At 65.8% G+C, this 14,974-nt stretch carries 18 protein-coding genes; 3 read left to right on the forward strand and 15 right to left on the reverse strand.

All coding sequences use genetic code 11. The annotated features are described in order from the left end of the window. Positions 1-4: 4 nt before the first annotated feature. From IB257_RS13690 to IB257_RS13740, 11 genes are all read right to left on the reverse strand, one after another. Positions 5-637 carry a nitrogen fixation protein NifQ gene (locus tag IB257_RS13690; RefSeq protein WP_175212499.1) on the reverse strand — a complete coding sequence of 211 codons (633 nt, stop codon included), beginning with the start codon at positions 635-637 and terminating at the stop codon, positions 5-7. A gap of 171 nt (positions 638-808) precedes the next feature. Beyond that, a complete protein-coding gene (gene cyoD / locus IB257_RS13695) occupies positions 809-1,159 on the reverse strand; it encodes a cytochrome o ubiquinol oxidase subunit IV (protein WP_054451659.1) in 351 nt (116 codons plus the stop codon). Continuing rightward, positions 1,159-1,773, reverse strand: a complete 615-nt coding sequence (cyoC, locus tag IB257_RS13700; protein WP_042794897.1) for a cytochrome o ubiquinol oxidase subunit III — start codon at positions 1,771-1,773, stop codon at positions 1,159-1,161. The genes cyoD and cyoC overlap by 1 nt, the downstream gene beginning before the upstream one ends. A 3-nt stretch (positions 1,774-1,776) precedes the next feature. Beyond that, entirely contained in the window at positions 1,777-3,753 is a 1,977-nt protein-coding gene (gene cyoB, locus IB257_RS13705) for a cytochrome o ubiquinol oxidase subunit I (protein ID WP_054451658.1), read from the reverse strand. Between the two features lie 2 nt (positions 3,754-3,755). Beyond that, positions 3,756-4,664, reverse strand: a complete 909-nt coding sequence (gene cyoA / locus IB257_RS13710; RefSeq protein ID WP_054451657.1) for a ubiquinol oxidase subunit II — start codon at positions 4,662-4,664, stop codon at positions 3,756-3,758. Positions 4,665-4,922: 258 nt separating this feature from the next. Further along, on the reverse strand, positions 4,923-5,474 hold the full coding sequence (locus IB257_RS13715) for a response regulator transcription factor (RefSeq protein ID WP_042794894.1): 552 nt from the start codon (positions 5,472-5,474) through the stop codon (positions 4,923-4,925). A gap of 5 nt (positions 5,475-5,479) precedes the next feature. After that, positions 5,480-6,682: an ATP-binding protein gene (locus IB257_RS13720; protein ID WP_054451656.1), complete on the reverse strand. Its 1,203-nt coding sequence runs from the start codon at positions 6,680-6,682 to the stop codon at positions 5,480-5,482. 237 nt (positions 6,683-6,919) lie between these two features. Continuing rightward, positions 6,920-7,279 (reverse strand): DUF4148 domain-containing protein, encoded by a 360-nt coding sequence (locus tag IB257_RS13725; RefSeq protein ID WP_054451655.1) that lies wholly within the window; start codon positions 7,277-7,279, stop codon positions 6,920-6,922. Positions 7,280-7,524: 245 nt separating this feature from the next. Next, positions 7,525-8,019: a copper chaperone PCu(A)C gene (locus tag IB257_RS13730; RefSeq protein ID WP_054451654.1), complete on the reverse strand. Its 495-nt coding sequence runs from the start codon at positions 8,017-8,019 to the stop codon at positions 7,525-7,527. 30 nt (positions 8,020-8,049) lie between these two features. Then, a complete protein-coding gene (locus tag IB257_RS13735) occupies positions 8,050-8,673 on the reverse strand; it encodes an SCO family protein (protein WP_054451653.1) in 624 nt (207 codons plus the stop codon). A gap of 61 nt (positions 8,674-8,734) precedes the next feature. Continuing rightward, positions 8,735-9,160 carry a DUF2946 family protein gene (locus IB257_RS13740; RefSeq protein ID WP_175212497.1) on the reverse strand — a complete coding sequence of 142 codons (426 nt, stop codon included), beginning with the start codon at positions 9,158-9,160 and terminating at the stop codon, positions 8,735-8,737. A gap of 207 nt (positions 9,161-9,367) precedes the next feature. Between IB257_RS13740 and IB257_RS13745 the strand changes: the two genes are divergently transcribed. Further along, positions 9,368-10,051, forward strand: coding sequence for a murein hydrolase activator EnvC (locus IB257_RS13745; protein WP_054451651.1), 684 nt, complete (start codon positions 9,368-9,370; stop codon positions 10,049-10,051). A gap of 6 nt (positions 10,052-10,057) precedes the next feature. On the opposite strand, the gene IB257_RS13750 is transcribed toward IB257_RS13745, so the two are convergent. From IB257_RS13750 to IB257_RS13760, 3 genes are all read right to left on the reverse strand, one after another. Then, on the reverse strand, positions 10,058-10,813 hold the full coding sequence (locus IB257_RS13750; protein ID WP_054451650.1) for an amino acid ABC transporter ATP-binding protein: 756 nt from the start codon (positions 10,811-10,813) through the stop codon (positions 10,058-10,060). Beyond that, complete coding sequence (locus tag IB257_RS13755; protein WP_054452260.1) at positions 10,810-11,490, reverse strand: ABC transporter permease subunit; 681 nt, start codon at positions 11,488-11,490, stop codon at positions 10,810-10,812. Before IB257_RS13755 ends, IB257_RS13750 begins: the two co-directional genes overlap by 4 nt. Positions 11,491-11,574: 84 nt before the next feature. Further along, on the reverse strand, positions 11,575-12,357 hold the full coding sequence (locus IB257_RS13760; RefSeq protein WP_013395870.1) for an amino acid ABC transporter substrate-binding protein: 783 nt from the start codon (positions 12,355-12,357) through the stop codon (positions 11,575-11,577). Between the two features lie 194 nt (positions 12,358-12,551). Here IB257_RS13760 and IB257_RS13765 point away from each other — a divergent pair, with 194 nt between their 5' ends. Beyond that, positions 12,552-13,637: a P1 family peptidase gene (locus tag IB257_RS13765; protein WP_217472147.1), complete on the forward strand. Its 1,086-nt coding sequence runs from the start codon at positions 12,552-12,554 to the stop codon at positions 13,635-13,637. 85 nt (positions 13,638-13,722) lie between these two features. After that, positions 13,723-14,352: a hemolysin III family protein gene (locus IB257_RS13770; protein ID WP_192492432.1), complete on the forward strand. Its 630-nt coding sequence runs from the start codon at positions 13,723-13,725 to the stop codon at positions 14,350-14,352. Positions 14,353-14,371: 19 nt separating this feature from the next. On the opposite strand, the gene IB257_RS13775 is transcribed toward IB257_RS13770, so the two are convergent. Next, entirely contained in the window at positions 14,372-14,845 is a 474-nt protein-coding gene (locus IB257_RS13775; protein WP_054452258.1) for an Lrp/AsnC family transcriptional regulator, read from the reverse strand. Between the last annotated feature and the right edge of the window lie 129 nt (positions 14,846-14,974).

Raw genomic sequence — 14,974 nt, forward strand, 5'->3', positions numbered from 1 at the left:
GACTTCAGTCGGGCATTTCCGGATAGCAGATGCCATGGTCCTCGCAGGCCGGACAGCCCGGTGCGGCGGCCGGCGGCAGGCCCGCCTGTTCACAGGCGGAATAGGCCAGGAACTGCTTCCAGCGCAGGTTGCGCACATTGCGCACCACCAGTCCCGGATAGTGGCGCGCCAGCAGGAAAGTCACGTCCTCGCGGCCGGACAAACCCAGGTCCCGCCACAGATGGTCGGGCCGCAGACAGGCCTGGGTCAGCACGCTGCTGACCCAGGGCGTGGTCCCCGCGCCGGGAGCGGCCCAGGTGTCCAGCAGCGCGCGCAGCAGGCGCGTGAATTCGGTTTGAGCCGCATCCATGGCGCGGGCCGGGTAGATGGCGGCTTGCTCGCGCAAGGCGGCGAGCGCGGGGTCATGGCCCGTCAGCGCGCCGGGAAAGAGGCGCGCGATCAGGCCTTCCAGTTCCCGGGATGACAGGCCGCAGCGTCCCAGGTCCCCGCAGGCCAGGCTCTTGCCGATGACCGTGGCGAAGAATCCCGCGTCGGGATGACCGGGCGGCGCATGGCGCAGCAGCGCGCCGGCGAACCGCAAAGTGGGACCGGCGCTGTCGGCCGAGGGGGCTGCGGTGGCGATGGAAACGACGTGCATGGTTGGGCCAGGAGCAGTAATTAAACTGTTAATGAAATCGTTATGGTGTTGAATATATAACGAAATGCCTCCGCAATCCTTGCCTGGCCGCAAGACTGGCCCCACAGGCCGGCGCACAAAAAAAGACAGGCGCCCGCAGGCGCCTGTCTTTGCTTCAACGGCAAGCCGTCATTACATGGCGTGGCCCATGTTGACGTTCATGTTGTACAGCACCCATGCCGAACCGCCGACGATGATGGCGATGATCATTACGGTGAAGACAAACGTGGCCAGGTTGTCGCGGGCCGACTTCGATGCGCCCATGTGCAGGAAGTACACCAGTTGCACCAGCAACTGGAGCACGCACAGCGCAACCACGCCGGCGATGGTGATGGCGTGGGACAGTCCGCCGTTCATCACCAGGCCGAAGGAGCCGAAGGTGAGAAGCAGCGAAAGCACGAAACCGATGATGTAGGACTTCAGGCTGCCGTGGTCGGCGGCGTGATCGTCGTGGCCGTGTGCGGCCGCAGCGGAGTGCGACATCAGATGGCTCCCATGAGATAGACGAAGGTGAAGACGCAGATCCAGACGATGTCCAGGAAGTGCCAGAACAGGCTCAGGCACGCCAGACGACGCTTGTTGATCGAGTCCAGGCCATGGCGGCGGATCATGTCCAGCAGGACGATGATCCAGATCAGGCCGAAGGTGACGTGCAGGCCGTGCGTGCCGATCAGCGTGAAGAATGCCGACAGGTACGCGCTGCGGCCCGGGCCGGCGCCGATCGAGATCAGGTGATGGAATTCATAGACTTCCATCGCGATGAAGCCCGCGCCGAACAGGAACGTCACCATCAACCAGCCCATTGCGCGGCTCTTGTTGTTGGCGTGCACGTTCAGGTTGGCCATGCCGAAAGTGAAGCTGGAGAACAGCAGCAACAGCGTTTCGACCAGCACGAACTTCAGATCGAACAGTTCCTTGCCCGTCGGGCCGCCCGCGGTGGCGTTGAACAACACCGCGAACGTGGCGAACAGCACCGAGAAGATCAGCAAGTCGCTCATCAGATAGACCCAGAAACCGAATACGGTCTTGGATCCATCGTCATGATGCGCGTGATCGTCGTGACCCGCGTGGGGGTGAGTGGCTACGGCTTGAATCATGGCTCAGGCGGCCTTCTGCATTTTGTCAAAGTGAGCGTTTTCGATGCGTTCGACTTCCGCGGCCGGGACCCAGTAGTCGACGTCGCGGTCATAGGCGCGGACGATGAACGAACCGATCATGCCGACGAAACCGACGATGGACAGCCACCAGATGTGCCAGATCAGCGCGAAGCACATGACCAGGCCAAAGGCGCCGATGAATACGCCGGCGGCGGTGTTCTTCGGCATGTGGATGTCTTCGTACTTGGCCGGGCGCTTGTAGGCCTTGCCGTTCTGCTTGTCTTCCCAGAACTGGTCCAGCGAGTCAACGTGCGGCACGTGGGCGAAGTTGTAGAAAGGAGCGGGCGAAGAGATGGCCCATTCCAGCGTGCGGCCATCCCAGGGGTCGCCCGTGATGTCCTGGTTCTGCTTGCGCTGGCGGATCGAGACGAACACTTGCTGCAGCAGGAACCAGATGCCCAGCATGATCAGCGCGGCGCCAGCCAGGGCGACCAGCAGGTACGGCTGCCATTCGGGGTTGTCGTAGTGGTTCAGGCGACGCGTCATGCCCTTGAAGCCCAGGATGTACAGGGGCATGAAGGCCAGGAAGAAGCCGACGAACCAGCAATAGAACGAGTAGCGGCCCAGGCGCTCATTCAGCTTGAAGCCGAAGGCCTTGGGGAACCAGTAGGTCATGCCGGCAATGCAGCCGAACACCACGCCACCGATGATGGTGTTGTGGAAGTGGGCGATCAGGAACAGGCTGTTGTGCAGCACGAACGACACGCCGGGGATGGCCAGCATCACGCCGGTCATGCCGCCGATGACGAACACGATCATGAAGCCCAGCGTCCACAGCACCGGCGTGGTGATGCGCAGGCGGCCGCGGTAGATGGTGAACAGCCAGTTGAAGATCTTCGCGCCCGTCGGGATCGAGATGATCATTGTCGCTATGCCGAAGAAGGCATTGACGTTGGCTCCCGCGCCCATGGTGAAGAAGTGGTGCAGCCAGACCAGGAACGACAGCACGCCAATGGCGGCCGTGGCGTAGACCATGGACTTGTAGCCGAACAGGGTCTTGCGGGCGAAGGTGGCGACGATTTCCGAATACACGCCAAACGCCGGCAGCACCAGGATGTAGACCTCGGGGTGGCCCCAGATCCAGATCAGGTTCACGTACATCATGACGTTGCCGCCCATGTCGTTCGTGAAGAAGTGCGTGCCCAGGTAGCGGTCCATCGTCAGCAGCGCGAGCGTTGCAGCCAGCACGGGGAAGGCGGCGACGATCAGGACGTTGGTGACCAGCGAGGTCCAGGTGAAGATCGGCATCTTCATCAGGCTCATGCCCGGCGCGCGCATGCGCAGGATGGTCACGATGAAGTTGATGCCGCTAAGCGTGGTGCCCAGCCCGGATATCTGCAGTGCCCAGATGTAGTAGTCCACCCCCACGCTCGGGCTGTAGTCCAGTCCGGAGAGCGGCGGATAGGCGAGCCAGCCGGTCGCGGCGAATTCACCCACGAACAGCGAGATCATCATCAGCGCGACGCCGGCGCCGAACAGCCAGAAGCTCAGCGAGTTCAGGAACGGGTACGCCACGTCGCGGGCGCCGATCTGCAGCGGCACCACGAGGTTCATCAGCCCGGTGATGAAGGGCATCGCCATGAAGAAAATCATGATGACGCCGTGGGCGGTGAAGATCTGGTCGTAGTGATGCGGCGGCAGGAAGCCGGCCGAGTCGGCGGATGCGACCGCCAGCTGGGTACGCATCATGATGGCGTCGGCGAAGCCGCGCAGCAGCATGATCAGGGCGACGATGATGTACATCACGCCAATGCGCTTGTGGTCGACGGTGGTCAGCCATTCCGTCCAGAGGTACTTCCACTTCTGGAAGTAGGTGATGGCGCCGAAGACCGCTAGGCCTCCCAGGCACACGGCGGCCAGCGTAACCATGACGATGGGTTCATGGTACGGAATGGCCTCGAGGGTGAGTTTCCCGAGCATTGTTAGTTAATTCCTGCGATCAGATTGTTCGACGTGGGGGTGCACGTGGCGGAGTCCACGCCGGCCATCTTGGTCATGGTGCTGCCAAGAATGAAATCAAACATGGCGGGGGGCGCCGAGGAGTACTTGACGACCGGGTTGTGCTCGCTGCGCTTGGTCAGCTCTGCATAGACCTCGGGGGTCAGCGCGGTCGGGGCAGCCTTGGCTTCCTTGACCCAGTTGTCGAACCCGTCCTGGGACATCGCGATGGCCTTGAAGCGCATGCCGGAGAAGCCGGCGCCGCTGTAGTTGGCCGAGATGCCGGCGTAGGTGCCGGCTTCGCGCGCGTTCAGGTGCAGCTTGGTCTCCATGCCGGCCATCGAGTAGATCTGGCTGCCCAGCTGGGGGATGAAGAACGAGTTCATGACCGTGGCCGAGGTGATCCGGAAATTGACCGGAACATCGACCGGGAAGGCGATCTCGTTGACCGTGGCGATGTCGTACTCGGGGTAGATGAACAGCCACTTCCAATCCAGCGAAACCACCTCGATGGTCACCGGCTTGTGTTCGGACACGAGCGGCTTGTAGGGATCCAGCGCGTGCGTCGAGCGCCAGGTGATCACGGCCAGGATGGCCACGATGATACAAGGGACGGTCCAGACCACGATTTCGATCGCCGTGGAGTGGGCCCACTTGGGCTGGTAGTCAGCTTTGGTGTTGGATGCGCGGTATTTCCAGGCAAAAACCAGGATCATGACGATGACCGGAATCACGACGATGAGCATGAGCCCGGTCGTCGTGAACAGCAAAGTCCTTTCCTGGATGCCAATATCTCCCTTGGGGGAGAGGATTTCCATGTTGCAGCCGCCAAGCAGCATGACCGCGCCGACGCTGAGAATGCGCGTAAGGGTCGCAAGGAGGGGGTGTTTCACGTACAGCCTTGGATGGAAGGTGGAAAATGCTGCATAGCAGCAGACTGGAATGCTGCTAGGCAGCAACGTCCATCCTATCGGCTTGATATGGGTCAAGCATGCGACGAATGGTCGCATTGCCTGGGAGGATTCCGCCCCAAGGGGAGCAGATACAGGGTTTTCCTAGGGGGGCAGGGGCTTGCTGCAAGGTTCCAGGGTGCGACGATATGTCGCACCCGCACATGCAAGGTATGCGACGATTTGTCGCATCTGCACAAATCAGTCGATGAGGACTTCGCGTTCCGGCCCCGGTTTTTTGGCCAGTTTACGCTGCAGGGAGCGCCGGTGCATGCCCAACAGGCGCGCCGCCGCCGAAACGTTGCCGCCGGTTTCGTGCAGGGCCTGGTGGATGTGCTCCCATTCCAGGCGGTGCAACGGCGTCATGGTGGTTTCGATCGTAACGTTTTCCGGCTTCACCAGGCCGAGGGTGCGCAGGATCATTGGCGCGGTGGCGGGCTTGGGCAGGTAGTCGTCCGCGCCGCGCTTGATGGCCTCGACCGCGGTGGCCACGCTGGCGTAGCCGGTGACCAGCAGGATCCGCATGTCGGCGCGCAGGGCGCGCAGCGGGCGGATCAGGGTCAGGCCGGAGTCTTCGCCCAGGCGCAGGTCCACCAGGGCGAAGGCGGGGCGGATTTCCTCGGCCACGCGCAGCGCCTCGGCGATGCCGGTGGCGGTTCGGGTTTCCAGGCCGCGACGCGACAGGCTGCGCTGCAAGGTGCGCACATACAGCTCGTCGTCGTCGATCAGCAGGCCAAGATCGGTTGGGTTCATTGCACTCAAGTCCCGGTACTCCCCAGCGGGAGGTAAAAGCGGATACGCGTGCCGCCGTCTTCGGCGGCGGTCATGGTCATTTCGCCGCCCATCTGTTCCACCGTGGCGTGCGACAGCGCCAGGCCCACGCCCAGCCCTCCCGGCTTGCCGCTGTTGAACAGGCTGGTCGCCGGCAGCAGGGTCTGGTCGGGATCGAAACCCCGTCCGTAGTCCCTGACTTCGCCGCGCAGGGCGCCATAACCGTATTCCAGATGCAGGTCCACGCGCGGGACATCGGCGGCTTCGCCGGCGTCCGCCGCGTTGTTCAGCAGGGCCTGCAGCAAGTGGGCGATGGCCGGATCGACCCGCAGGCTGCCGGGCAGGGTGCCCGAGCGCTGCAGATCGATGGTCGGCCGGATCAGACGCCATTGCCCCACCACGCGGACCAGGTCCACCGCGGTTGGGACCGCCAGATTGCGGATACGTTCCCGGCACAGGGCCAACAGTTGGCTGAGCGTGGAAACGTCGGCGCGCAGGTCTTCGTCCTTGACCTCGGCGGCGATCTCGTCGGCCAGCAGGGTCATGGTCGCCAGCGGGGTGTTAAGTTCATGCGCCATGGCCGCCGCGTGGGTGGCCAGGGCGACGATGCCTTCGTTGCGGGTGAAGCGTTCGCGCAACCGTGCCAATTCGCGCTCGCGGTCGCGCAGGTCCGAGGCCAGGCGGGTCGAAAACACCAGCACCACCACCACCGAAATCAGGAAGTTGGCGCCCATGCCCCACAGCAGCAGGGTATGGGTGTCGACGTCGCCGCGCAGGGGCTGGCCGAAGATCGCGGCCGCCACGTAGCCCGAGATGCCTGCCACCGCCGCGGCCAGCGCCCAGTTGCGCGGCAGCGCCAGAGCCGCCAGCGCGGTCAGGATCAGGAACATCATGCCGAAGGGATTGCTGATGCCGCCGCTCCAGCCCACCATCCAGGCCAGCACCGCCATGTCCACGAACAGGTGGCCGAAGGCGGTGGCGTGGGACAGGTCGCGGCGGTGGCGCAGGCGCAGGCTGGCGTAGACGTTGAAGCCGATCAGGGCGCCTACGCCGATCCACAGCGGCTCCAGCGGCAGGGCCAGGCCCAGGACGCTGCTGGCCAGCAGGATGGTGGCGGCCTGGCCCGCGATGGCGAGCCAGCGCAGGCTGCAGAGGGTACGCAGGAATGAAAAGGCGGAACTACCGGGCATATCCAGACACAGAGGTGCCGGCAGGCTGCCGGCGGGTACGCGCCCGGCTGCGCGGAACGCTGGCATCCGGGGCGCGGCGCTGGGAGGCCGGCTGCCCCGCCGCGCCTTCAGGCTGGCCGGCGGTGGATGTGCAGGCATTGTATGGCGAATCAGGCGCCGCCGCCGGTCGGCGGGGAATTGGTGTGTCCCTGATATTTGGGCGCGACGCCCGGATCCGCCGCGGTTGCAGCCTCTGTATTAATGGATGTCAGAGGTGCCGCTGTGGGCCATCGCGGGAGGAGGGTAGTCTTCCTGGTCGGATGCCATCTGCCCCTGGATCTGCGCCTGCTGCAACTCCTGTTCAACCTGGGCGCGGGTTTCAGACTGGTGCGACATGACGGGGGGGGGATAGTCCTCGTCGCCGAACGTGTACTGGCCGTTGGCCTTGGCCTGGGCCAGTTCGGCGCTGACCTGGTCCGCCGTCTTGGCGGCGGGGGCGGCATAGGTGACGCGCCAGTCGCCATAGAGGTCGTGGGTGTACTGCGTGGTCTGGGCCTGGACGGCCCCGGCGGCTGCAATGCCGGCGCATAGCAATAAGGTCTTGCTGAGGGTCTTCATGAAACGCTCCTGGCAATCAAAGCTTGCGGCCGTTGCGGGCCGCGCCTACGCCCGCGATGCTGTCCGCGGGCGATTCCTGGATGCGGGAAAGCCTGGCCCGGCGCGCCGCGATGGCGCGCGCCGGGCCTTTTCCAATTCGACCCGGCGCGCGGCGCGGCGTTGCACGCAGGACGGCCTTGTTGCAAGGAAGCTGTTTCAGGCGTGCAGCACAGCTGTCAAGCCACTTTCATGGGGACGCCGCGGGCTCAGTGGCCGTGGCCGGCGGCCGGGGCGGCTGCCGCGTTCAGCGGACGCGCCACCGCGTCCACCGGCACGCGCCGCTGGCGTTTGTCGGCATCCTCGACGATGAGCGTCAGGGCGACGTGCTCGCCGGGCGAGATCTGGCCGGCCAGGTCGATCAGCATCACGTGATAGCCACCGGGCTTGAGCTCCACGGCCTGGCCCGCGGGCAGGGCGATGCCCGGTACCTGGCGCATCTTCATGACGTTGTCCTGCATCGCCATTTCATGGATTTCCACGTGTTTGGCCGCCTGCGATTCCACGCCGACCAGGCGGCCGCCGGAGACGGAGGTCAGGCGCATGAAGACGCCGGTGGCGTGCTGGCTGGGCACGGTGGAGCGCACCCAGGCGTCGTCCACCTTCAGGGCGGCGTCCTGGGCCAATGCGGCGGGGCTGGCGCCGGCCAGGGCGCAGAAGGCCAAGGCGGCGGCCGCCAGGGATTTGATCGCGGTGTTTTTCATGAGGGTTGCCTCTCTATATATGGATTCAGGTCAGAGCACGGTGCGCAGGTCGTCCACGCATTCCTGCGCGCTTTGCTGATGGCGCAGGGCGATGCGCAGCTTGCCGCTGGCGTCGATGACGTAGGTCAGCGCGGTGTGGTCCATGGTGTAGGACGAACCGGTGGCGACCTTCTGGTAGAAGACCTTGAATGACTGTGCGGCGGCGCGCGTCTGTTCGGCATCGCCGCGCAGGCCGACGAAGTCCGGGTCGAAGGCCTGGGTATAGGCGCGCAGGATTTCCGGCGTGTCTCGCTCAGGATCGACGGTGATGAAAAGGACGCGCAGCTTCTTGGCGTCCGCGCCCAGCAGGCTCTTGATCTCGACGGCGCGGGTGAGCGCCGTGGGGCAGATGTCCGGGCATTGCGTGAAGCCGAAGAACAGCATGATCGGCTGGCCGGCGTAGTCGGCCAGCTTGCGTTCGCGGCCCTCGGTGTCCTGCAGCTGGAAGTCGCCGGACGGCATGCCAGAAAGATCCATGCCGTGCAGCTTGGGCGCATCGGGGCCGCAGCCTGCCAGGGCCAGCAGGGCGAAAGAGGACAGCAGCAGGCGGCGCCGCGGATCGGGCGCATGGGAGCGCGCCGCGCCGGCGGGCGCGCGCAGAAGGGGGGAATGCATGAAAACCTCGTCGCTTGACGGTTCGTCCAGGGGCGCGGCGGAGCCGCGCGTTGTGGCGGAGTCAGACGAGGCGTGGCGGGGCGCGCGAACCCAGCGGCGGACCCGCGGCGGCGGGCGCGGGCGGGGTGGCGCTGGCGGGCGCGGGCAGTGCGTGCCGGCCAGCGGCCAGCAGCAGGGGAGTGAGCGCGGGGGCGGGTGCGGGCGCCACGTGCGCCAGCAGGCCGAAGGGGCAGAGCGCACCGGCATCGGCGGTGTCGTGGCCGGCCTTGCCCTTGTCTTCGGGCGACAACGCCAGCGCCAGCGTCGAGACATCGCCGGCGGCCGAGCAGAACGTGACTTCAAGCCGGCCGTCGTGCAGCGCCCGGGCGTCGGGCATGTAGCCCGCCGGCACCAGCGCGCGCAGCGCCAGGGCCAGAAGCGCCAGCCACAGCACGCCCCGCGCGCGTGCGGCGCTGCCGAGGTGCTGGAGGCGGATCAGGCGGGTCATGGCGGCATTCTATCCCGCGCGACGGGCGCAAGCATCTGACGCCAGCGCCCATGGCGCGCCAAAATCTTGGTACCCTTGAACGCACTCAAATCCCCGACATCCCACTCAGTGCCCCAGGTTTCAGTGCTTTCCTCGTCCGCCCAGACCCTGCCTCTTCCCACGTTGCCCGCCGTCGTCCGCCAGGGCAGGCCGTCCTTCCGCCTGTGGATGTGCGTGCTGGCCGTGGCGCTGCTGGCCCTGCTGTCCGCCTGCGGCACCACCAAGGTCCAGCCCGGCTACTACCGCGTGCAATCGGGCGACACGCTGACCCAGATCGCGCGCAAGCAGGGCACCAGCGTGAGCAATCTGGTGCGCTGGAACAAGCTGTCGAATTCCAATTCCATCGAAGTCGGACAATTGCTGCGGGTCGAGCCGCCGGCCGGGCAGGCCAGCACGTCCACCGCGCCCAGCAAGGCGCGCGGCAAGCCTGCGCCTTCGCCCAAGTCGTCGACCTCGACCGCCAAGCGCCGCACCGCGCCGCCGGGCGCAATCTCGCTGGTCTGGCCCGCCCAGGGCAAGGTCACGCGCGGCTACGACGGATCGGGTTCCAACGGCATCGTCATCAGCAATTCCTCCGGCACGCCGGTGGTGGCCGCGGCACCGGGCACGGTGGCCTATTCCGGCAGCGGCCTGCGCGGCTATGGCCACCTGGTCATCGTCAAGCACAACGCCAGCTTCCTGAGCATCTACGCCCACAACAGCAAGCTGCTGGTCAAGGAAGGGCAGCGCGTCAGCCAGGGACAGAAGATCGCTGAAATGGGCAATAGCGACAGCAAGCAGGTCGGGCTGTATTTCGAGCTGCGCTATGACGGCCAGGCGGTCGATCCGGCGGGGTCTCTGCCGCCGAAGTAGCCTGATCTACAGCGCGGCTTCCTGCGTCAACGTCGAGATGAACGCCGCCGTGCGCGGGTCGGCCGGCTGGCTGAACAGCGTGCGCGAATCGCCGGATTCGACCACCGTGCCGTCCAGCAGAAATACCACCTCGCGCGACACGCTGGCCGCCAGCCGCAGGTCGTGGGTGGCCATCAGCATGGTCATGCCTTCGGCGGCGAGCTGGCGCAGCACGTCCACCACTTCGGCGGCCAGGCCCGGATCCAGCGCCGAGGTCGGTTCGTCGCACAGCAGCACGCGCGGCGCGGGCGCCAGCGCGCGGGCGATGGCCACGCGCTGCTGCTGTCCGCCCGACAGGTTGGCGGGCCAGGCGTCGCGCTTTTCCAGCATGCCGACCTTGCGCAGCAGTTCCTCGGCGCGGGCGCGCGCGCGGTCCTGCGGCCACTTCTGCACGGTCAGCAGGCCTTCCATGACATTGCCGATCACGGTCTGATGCGGGAACAGCTGGAAGTTCTGGAACACCATGCCGGTCTGCTTGCGCACGCGCTGGACCTGATCGCGCGAGAGCTTGTGGCCGGGTTCGAAATGCACCGTTTCCGGGCCGATCTCCAGCGTGCCGCGGTCCGGCACTTCCAGCAGGTTCACGCAGCGCAGCAAGGTGCTCTTGCCGCTGCCGGACGGGCCGATCAGGGCGGTGACGCTGCCTTCGGCGATGCTCACGTCCACCTGCTTGAGCACGGGATTGCCGCCGAACGCCTTTTCTATCTTTTCCAGGCGGATCATCGGTTTTTCTCGGTAAAGACCGCGTGCTGGCCGAAGCGCCGTTCCAGGCGCACCTGCGCGGCGGACAGGACGGAACTGAACACCAGGTAGATCAGCGCCGCCTCGGTGTACAGGATCAGCGGTTCATAGGTCACGGCGGCAATGCGCTGCGCCGCCTGGAATATCTCGGGCACGGTCAGCACCGCCGCCAGCGAAGTGTCCTTGACCAGCGCGATGAAGGAATTGGACAGGGGCGGCACCGCCACCCGCGCCGCTTGCGGCAGGATGGTCCGGCGCAGCGCCTGCGCCCGCGTCATGCTCAGCGAGTACGCCGCTTCCCACTGGCCCTTGGTGATGGACTCGATGGCGCCGCGGATCACTTCCGAGTTGTACGCGCCCACGTTGAGAGTGAAGCCGATGAGCGCGGCCGGCAGCGGATCCAGCACGATGCCGACACTGGGCAGGCCGTAGAAGATCACGAACAGCTGCACCAGCAGCGGCGTGCCGCGGATCAGCCAGACGTAGAAACGCACCACGGCCACCAGCGGCGCCGGACCGAACAGCCTGATCAGCGCGACCACGAAGGCCAGCGCCAGGCCCAGCGCGAACGACATCAGCGTCAGCGGAACCGTGAACATCAGCCCCGCGTGCAGCAGCGGCCAGAACGAGTCCAGCATCAGCTGCACCCAGGCCGGCACCGCCCAATTGCCAAGTTGCGCCAGCAGCCAGTCGGGCAGGACGGATTGCAGCCAGGGGGGTAGCGTCATGTGCGCTCCGCTCGCTTATTGCGCCGACAGGTCCGTGCCGAAATACTTGACCGAGATGGTCTTGTAGGTGCCGTCCGCCTTGATGTCGGCCAGCGCCTTGTTGATAGCGGCCTGCAGCTCGGGGTTGCCCTTGCGGATCAGCACGCCCGAATTGCTGAACTCGGCGGTCTTGTCCGTGGCGGCAATCTTCACCTTGGCATTGGGCTTCTGCTTCTTGAAGTCCAGGAACGACAGGTTGTCGTTCACCGTGGCTTCGACGCGGCCCGAGGTCAGCAGGTCGATGGCTTCGTTGAAGCCCTGCACAGCAATCACTTCCGCGCCATGCTGTTGCGCCAGCTTGCCGAAGTTGCTGGTCAGCGTGTTGGCGGATTTCTTGCCCTTCAGGTCGTCGAAGGATTTGATGCTGGTGTTGTCGTCGCGCACGATCAGCACGGCGGCCGACGAGATGTAGGGATCCGAGAAGTCGTACTTGGCGCGGCGCGCGTCGGTGATGCCGACCTGGTTGATCACCGCGTCGTAGCGCTTGGCGTCCAGGCCGGCGATCAGGCCGTCCCATTTGCCTTCGACGAATTGCGCCTTGACGCCCAGGCGTTCGGCGATGGCGCGGCCGATGTCCACGTCAAACCCGGTAAGCTGGCCGGATGCGTCATGGAAAGTGAAGGGGGCGTAGGTGCCTTCGGTGCCGATCTTGAACACGCCGGCGGATTTGATCTGGTCCAGTCCGGATTGGGCATGGGCCGCGGACAACGCGGCGACCTGGACGAGGCCGGCGACGAACAGCGTACGGAAGAGTTTCATGGCGGTGCTCCACGGATGGCAGATATCTCGGGTGGAGAGCATCCGTGCCTGCAATGCCCTCCGGCGTAGCCGCACTCTAACAACGCGTCTATTTTTCCACAAAGCATAAGGAATAGTAAAAATATAGCGGCAAGTCATATGGCGATACCCTCGCTCCGGCGCGTGCCGCCGGGGTCCATCCAGGCAGGACTTCAGTGGAGATCGGTGTGGAACAGCAATGGAACAGGCGGGCTTTCATGATGGCGGCCGCCGGCGCGGCAGCAGCAAGTGCAATGCCTGCCCAGGCCGCGGACGGTACGCGGCTGATGCCGGGCAGCGGCAGCATCACGCAGGTGGCGGGCTTGCGGGTGGGGCACTACACCGATACGCGCCGGCCCACGGGCTGTACGGTCATCATCGCCGAGGCTGGCGCGACCGCCGGGGTCGACGTGCGCGGCGCGGCGCCGGGCACGCGCGAGACCGACCTGCTCAATCCCGTCAACATGGTGGAGAAAGTGCATGCCGTGGTGCTGTCCGGCGGCAGCGCCTTCGGCCTGGATGCGGCCTCGGGCGTCATGCGCTATCTGGAGGAAAAGAAGATCGGCTTCGACGTGGGCGTGGCGCACGTGCCCATCGTGCCTTCGGCCATCCTGTTCGACCTGGGCGTGGGCGACGCCTCGATCCGGCCTGACGCGGCCGCGGGCTACCAGGCCTGCAAGTCGGCCACGGACGCCGCGCCACAGGAAGGCAACGTGGGCGCGGGGGCGGGCGCGACGGTGGGCAAGCTGTACGGTCCCAAGCGCGCCATGAAGGGCGGCATCGGCAGCGCCTCGCTGACCGTGGCGGGCGTGACGGTGGGCGCCATCGTCGCGGTCAATGCGGTGGGCGACGTGGTGGACCCGGCCACCGGGCGCGTCCTGGCTGGCGCGCGCACTGCCGACGGCAAGATGTTGCTGGATACCCGCGCGGCGATCCTGGCGGGCGATCTGCCCAAGTCCATGCGCCCGGGCACCGCCACCACCATAGGACTGGTCGCCACCGACGCCAAGCTCACCAAGGCGCAGGCGCAGAAGATCGCCGGCATGGCGCACGATGGCCTGGCACGCACCATCAATCCCATCCACACCATGCTGGATGGCGACACCATCTTTGCGCTGGGCACGGGCACGTCCGGCAAGCCAGGCAACGTCATGCTGCTGGGCGTGATGGCGGCCGAGGCGATGGCGATCGCGGTGCAGCGCGCCATCCTGTCGGCGCGCGCGCTGGAGGGCTATCCGGCGGCGGTGGACTTCGTTTCCTGATGGCCGCGTGGCCTGACCTCGGCCTGTCACACAAGGGCGCCATCATGGATGGCGCCGGCGCGTGGCCGGCTGGCGGAGGGCGTGCATGTACAAGGGCGAACGATTCAACGGCGCGACGCACCTGGCCGGCCTGGCGCTGGCGGTGGCCGCATCGAGCGCCCTGATCGCCCGCGCCGCGGAACTCAAGGTGGATACGCGGCAGGTCATCGCCTGCGCCGTGTTCGCCGCTTCGATGATCGCCGTCTATGCCTCGTCGGTGCTGTTCCATTGCTCGCGCGGCCGCCGCAAGGCCTGGTGGGCCAAGGCCGACCATTGCGCGATCTACCTGCTTATCGCCGGCACCTACACGCCGCTGGCCTACGGGCCGGTGGAGCACGGCTGGGGCGCGGCCATGGGCGTGGCGATCTGGCTGTTGGCGGCGGTGGGCATCAGCCGCGAGCTGTGGTGGGCGCGCGGCGCGGCGCCGGCCCTGCCGTTGTATCTGGCGATGGGCTGGCTGGGCGTGATGTTCGCCGCGCCGATCGCGGGCGCCTTGTCCGCGGCCGGACTGGCCTGGCTGCTGGCGGGCGCGGCGGTCTACACCGCCGGCACGCTGTTCTACGCCAACGACCAGCGCTGGCCGCATGCCCATGGCATCTGGCACCTGTTCGTCATGGGCGGCACCGCCTGCCACTTCGTGACGGTGTTCGGCTTCCTGCGGCTGAGCCCGGCCTGAGCGGGGCTTCAGCGGGCCGCTAGCGCCAGCTTGCCAGCGGCAGCATGCCGCCGCGGTTCTTCACTTTGCGCATGACGATATGCGAGGACAGGTTCCGCACGCCCGGGATCTTGCTGAGCTTGTCTTCGACGAACTGCGAGAACGCCTTCAGGTTGCGCGTGCACACCGTCAGGATGTAGTTGGAGGCGCCAGTCACGATGCTTGCCTCGGTGATCTCGTCATGCAGGGCGATGCCGGCCAGGAATTCTTCATGCCAGCCCGGACGCGACTGGTCCAGCGACACGTGGACGATGGCCTCCAGCTCGAAACCCAGTTTTTCGGCGTCCAGCACGGCGCGATAGTTGCGGATCAGTCCGCTTTCTTCCAGCGCGCGCACCCGCCGCAGGCAGGCCGAGGGCGACAGCGCCACCTGCTCGGCCAGGTCCTGGTTGCTGAGGTGGCCGTTCTCTTGCAGCCGGTAAAGAATTCGCTGGTCTATGGCGTCGATCTGCATGGTGCAATCAAATTCCAAAAAAGTTGATTATGTGCAATTCAATGCGGAAACCTAGGGTAATCCGCGCCTGAATTTGCAATTTATCAGCCTGATCGCGCTGATAGTATGTATCCAGAATATAGCCCCCCG

It is taken from the genome of Achromobacter sp. ACM03 (assembly GCF_014851665.1).
Lineage (GTDB): Bacteria > Pseudomonadota > Gammaproteobacteria > Burkholderiales > Burkholderiaceae_B > Achromobacter > Achromobacter aegrifaciens.

Bases quoted from the DNA above. Each gene is read 5' to 3' on its own strand.
- IB257_RS13690 (WP_175212499.1), bottom strand. From the start codon at position 637: ATGCACGTCGTTTCCATCGCCACCGCAGCCCCCTCGGCCGACAGCGCC.
- cyoD (WP_054451659.1), bottom strand. From the start codon at position 1,159: ATGTCGCACTCCGCTGCGGCCGCACACGGCCACGACGATCACGCCGCC.
- cyoC (WP_042794897.1), bottom strand. From the start codon at position 1,773: ATGATTCAAGCCGTAGCCACTCACCCCCACGCGGGTCACGACGATCAC.
- cyoB (WP_054451658.1), bottom strand. From the start codon at position 3,753: ATGCTCGGGAAACTCACCCTCGAGGCCATTCCGTACCATGAACCCATC.
- IB257_RS13715 (WP_042794894.1), bottom strand. From the start codon at position 5,474: ATGAACCCAACCGATCTTGGCCTGCTGATCGACGACGACGAGCTGTAT.
- IB257_RS13720 (WP_054451656.1), bottom strand. From the start codon at position 6,682: ATGCCCGGTAGTTCCGCCTTTTCATTCCTGCGTACCCTCTGCAGCCTG.
- IB257_RS13725 (WP_054451655.1), bottom strand. From the start codon at position 7,279: ATGAAGACCCTCAGCAAGACCTTATTGCTATGCGCCGGCATTGCAGCC.
- IB257_RS13730 (WP_054451654.1), bottom strand. From the start codon at position 8,019: ATGAAAAACACCGCGATCAAATCCCTGGCGGCCGCCGCCTTGGCCTTC.
- IB257_RS13735 (WP_054451653.1), bottom strand. From the start codon at position 8,673: ATGCATTCCCCCCTTCTGCGCGCGCCCGCCGGCGCGGCGCGCTCCCAT.
- IB257_RS13740 (WP_175212497.1), bottom strand. From the start codon at position 9,160: ATGACCCGCCTGATCCGCCTCCAGCACCTCGGCAGCGCCGCACGCGCG.
- IB257_RS13745 (WP_054451651.1), top strand. From the start codon at position 9,368: ATGTGCGTGCTGGCCGTGGCGCTGCTGGCCCTGCTGTCCGCCTGCGGC.
- IB257_RS13750 (WP_054451650.1), bottom strand. From the start codon at position 10,813: ATGATCCGCCTGGAAAAGATAGAAAAGGCGTTCGGCGGCAATCCCGTG.
- IB257_RS13760 (WP_013395870.1), bottom strand. From the start codon at position 12,357: ATGAAACTCTTCCGTACGCTGTTCGTCGCCGGCCTCGTCCAGGTCGCC.
- IB257_RS13770 (WP_192492432.1), top strand. From the start codon at position 13,723: ATGTACAAGGGCGAACGATTCAACGGCGCGACGCACCTGGCCGGCCTG.
- IB257_RS13775 (WP_054452258.1), bottom strand. From the start codon at position 14,845: ATGCAGATCGACGCCATAGACCAGCGAATTCTTTACCGGCTGCAAGAG.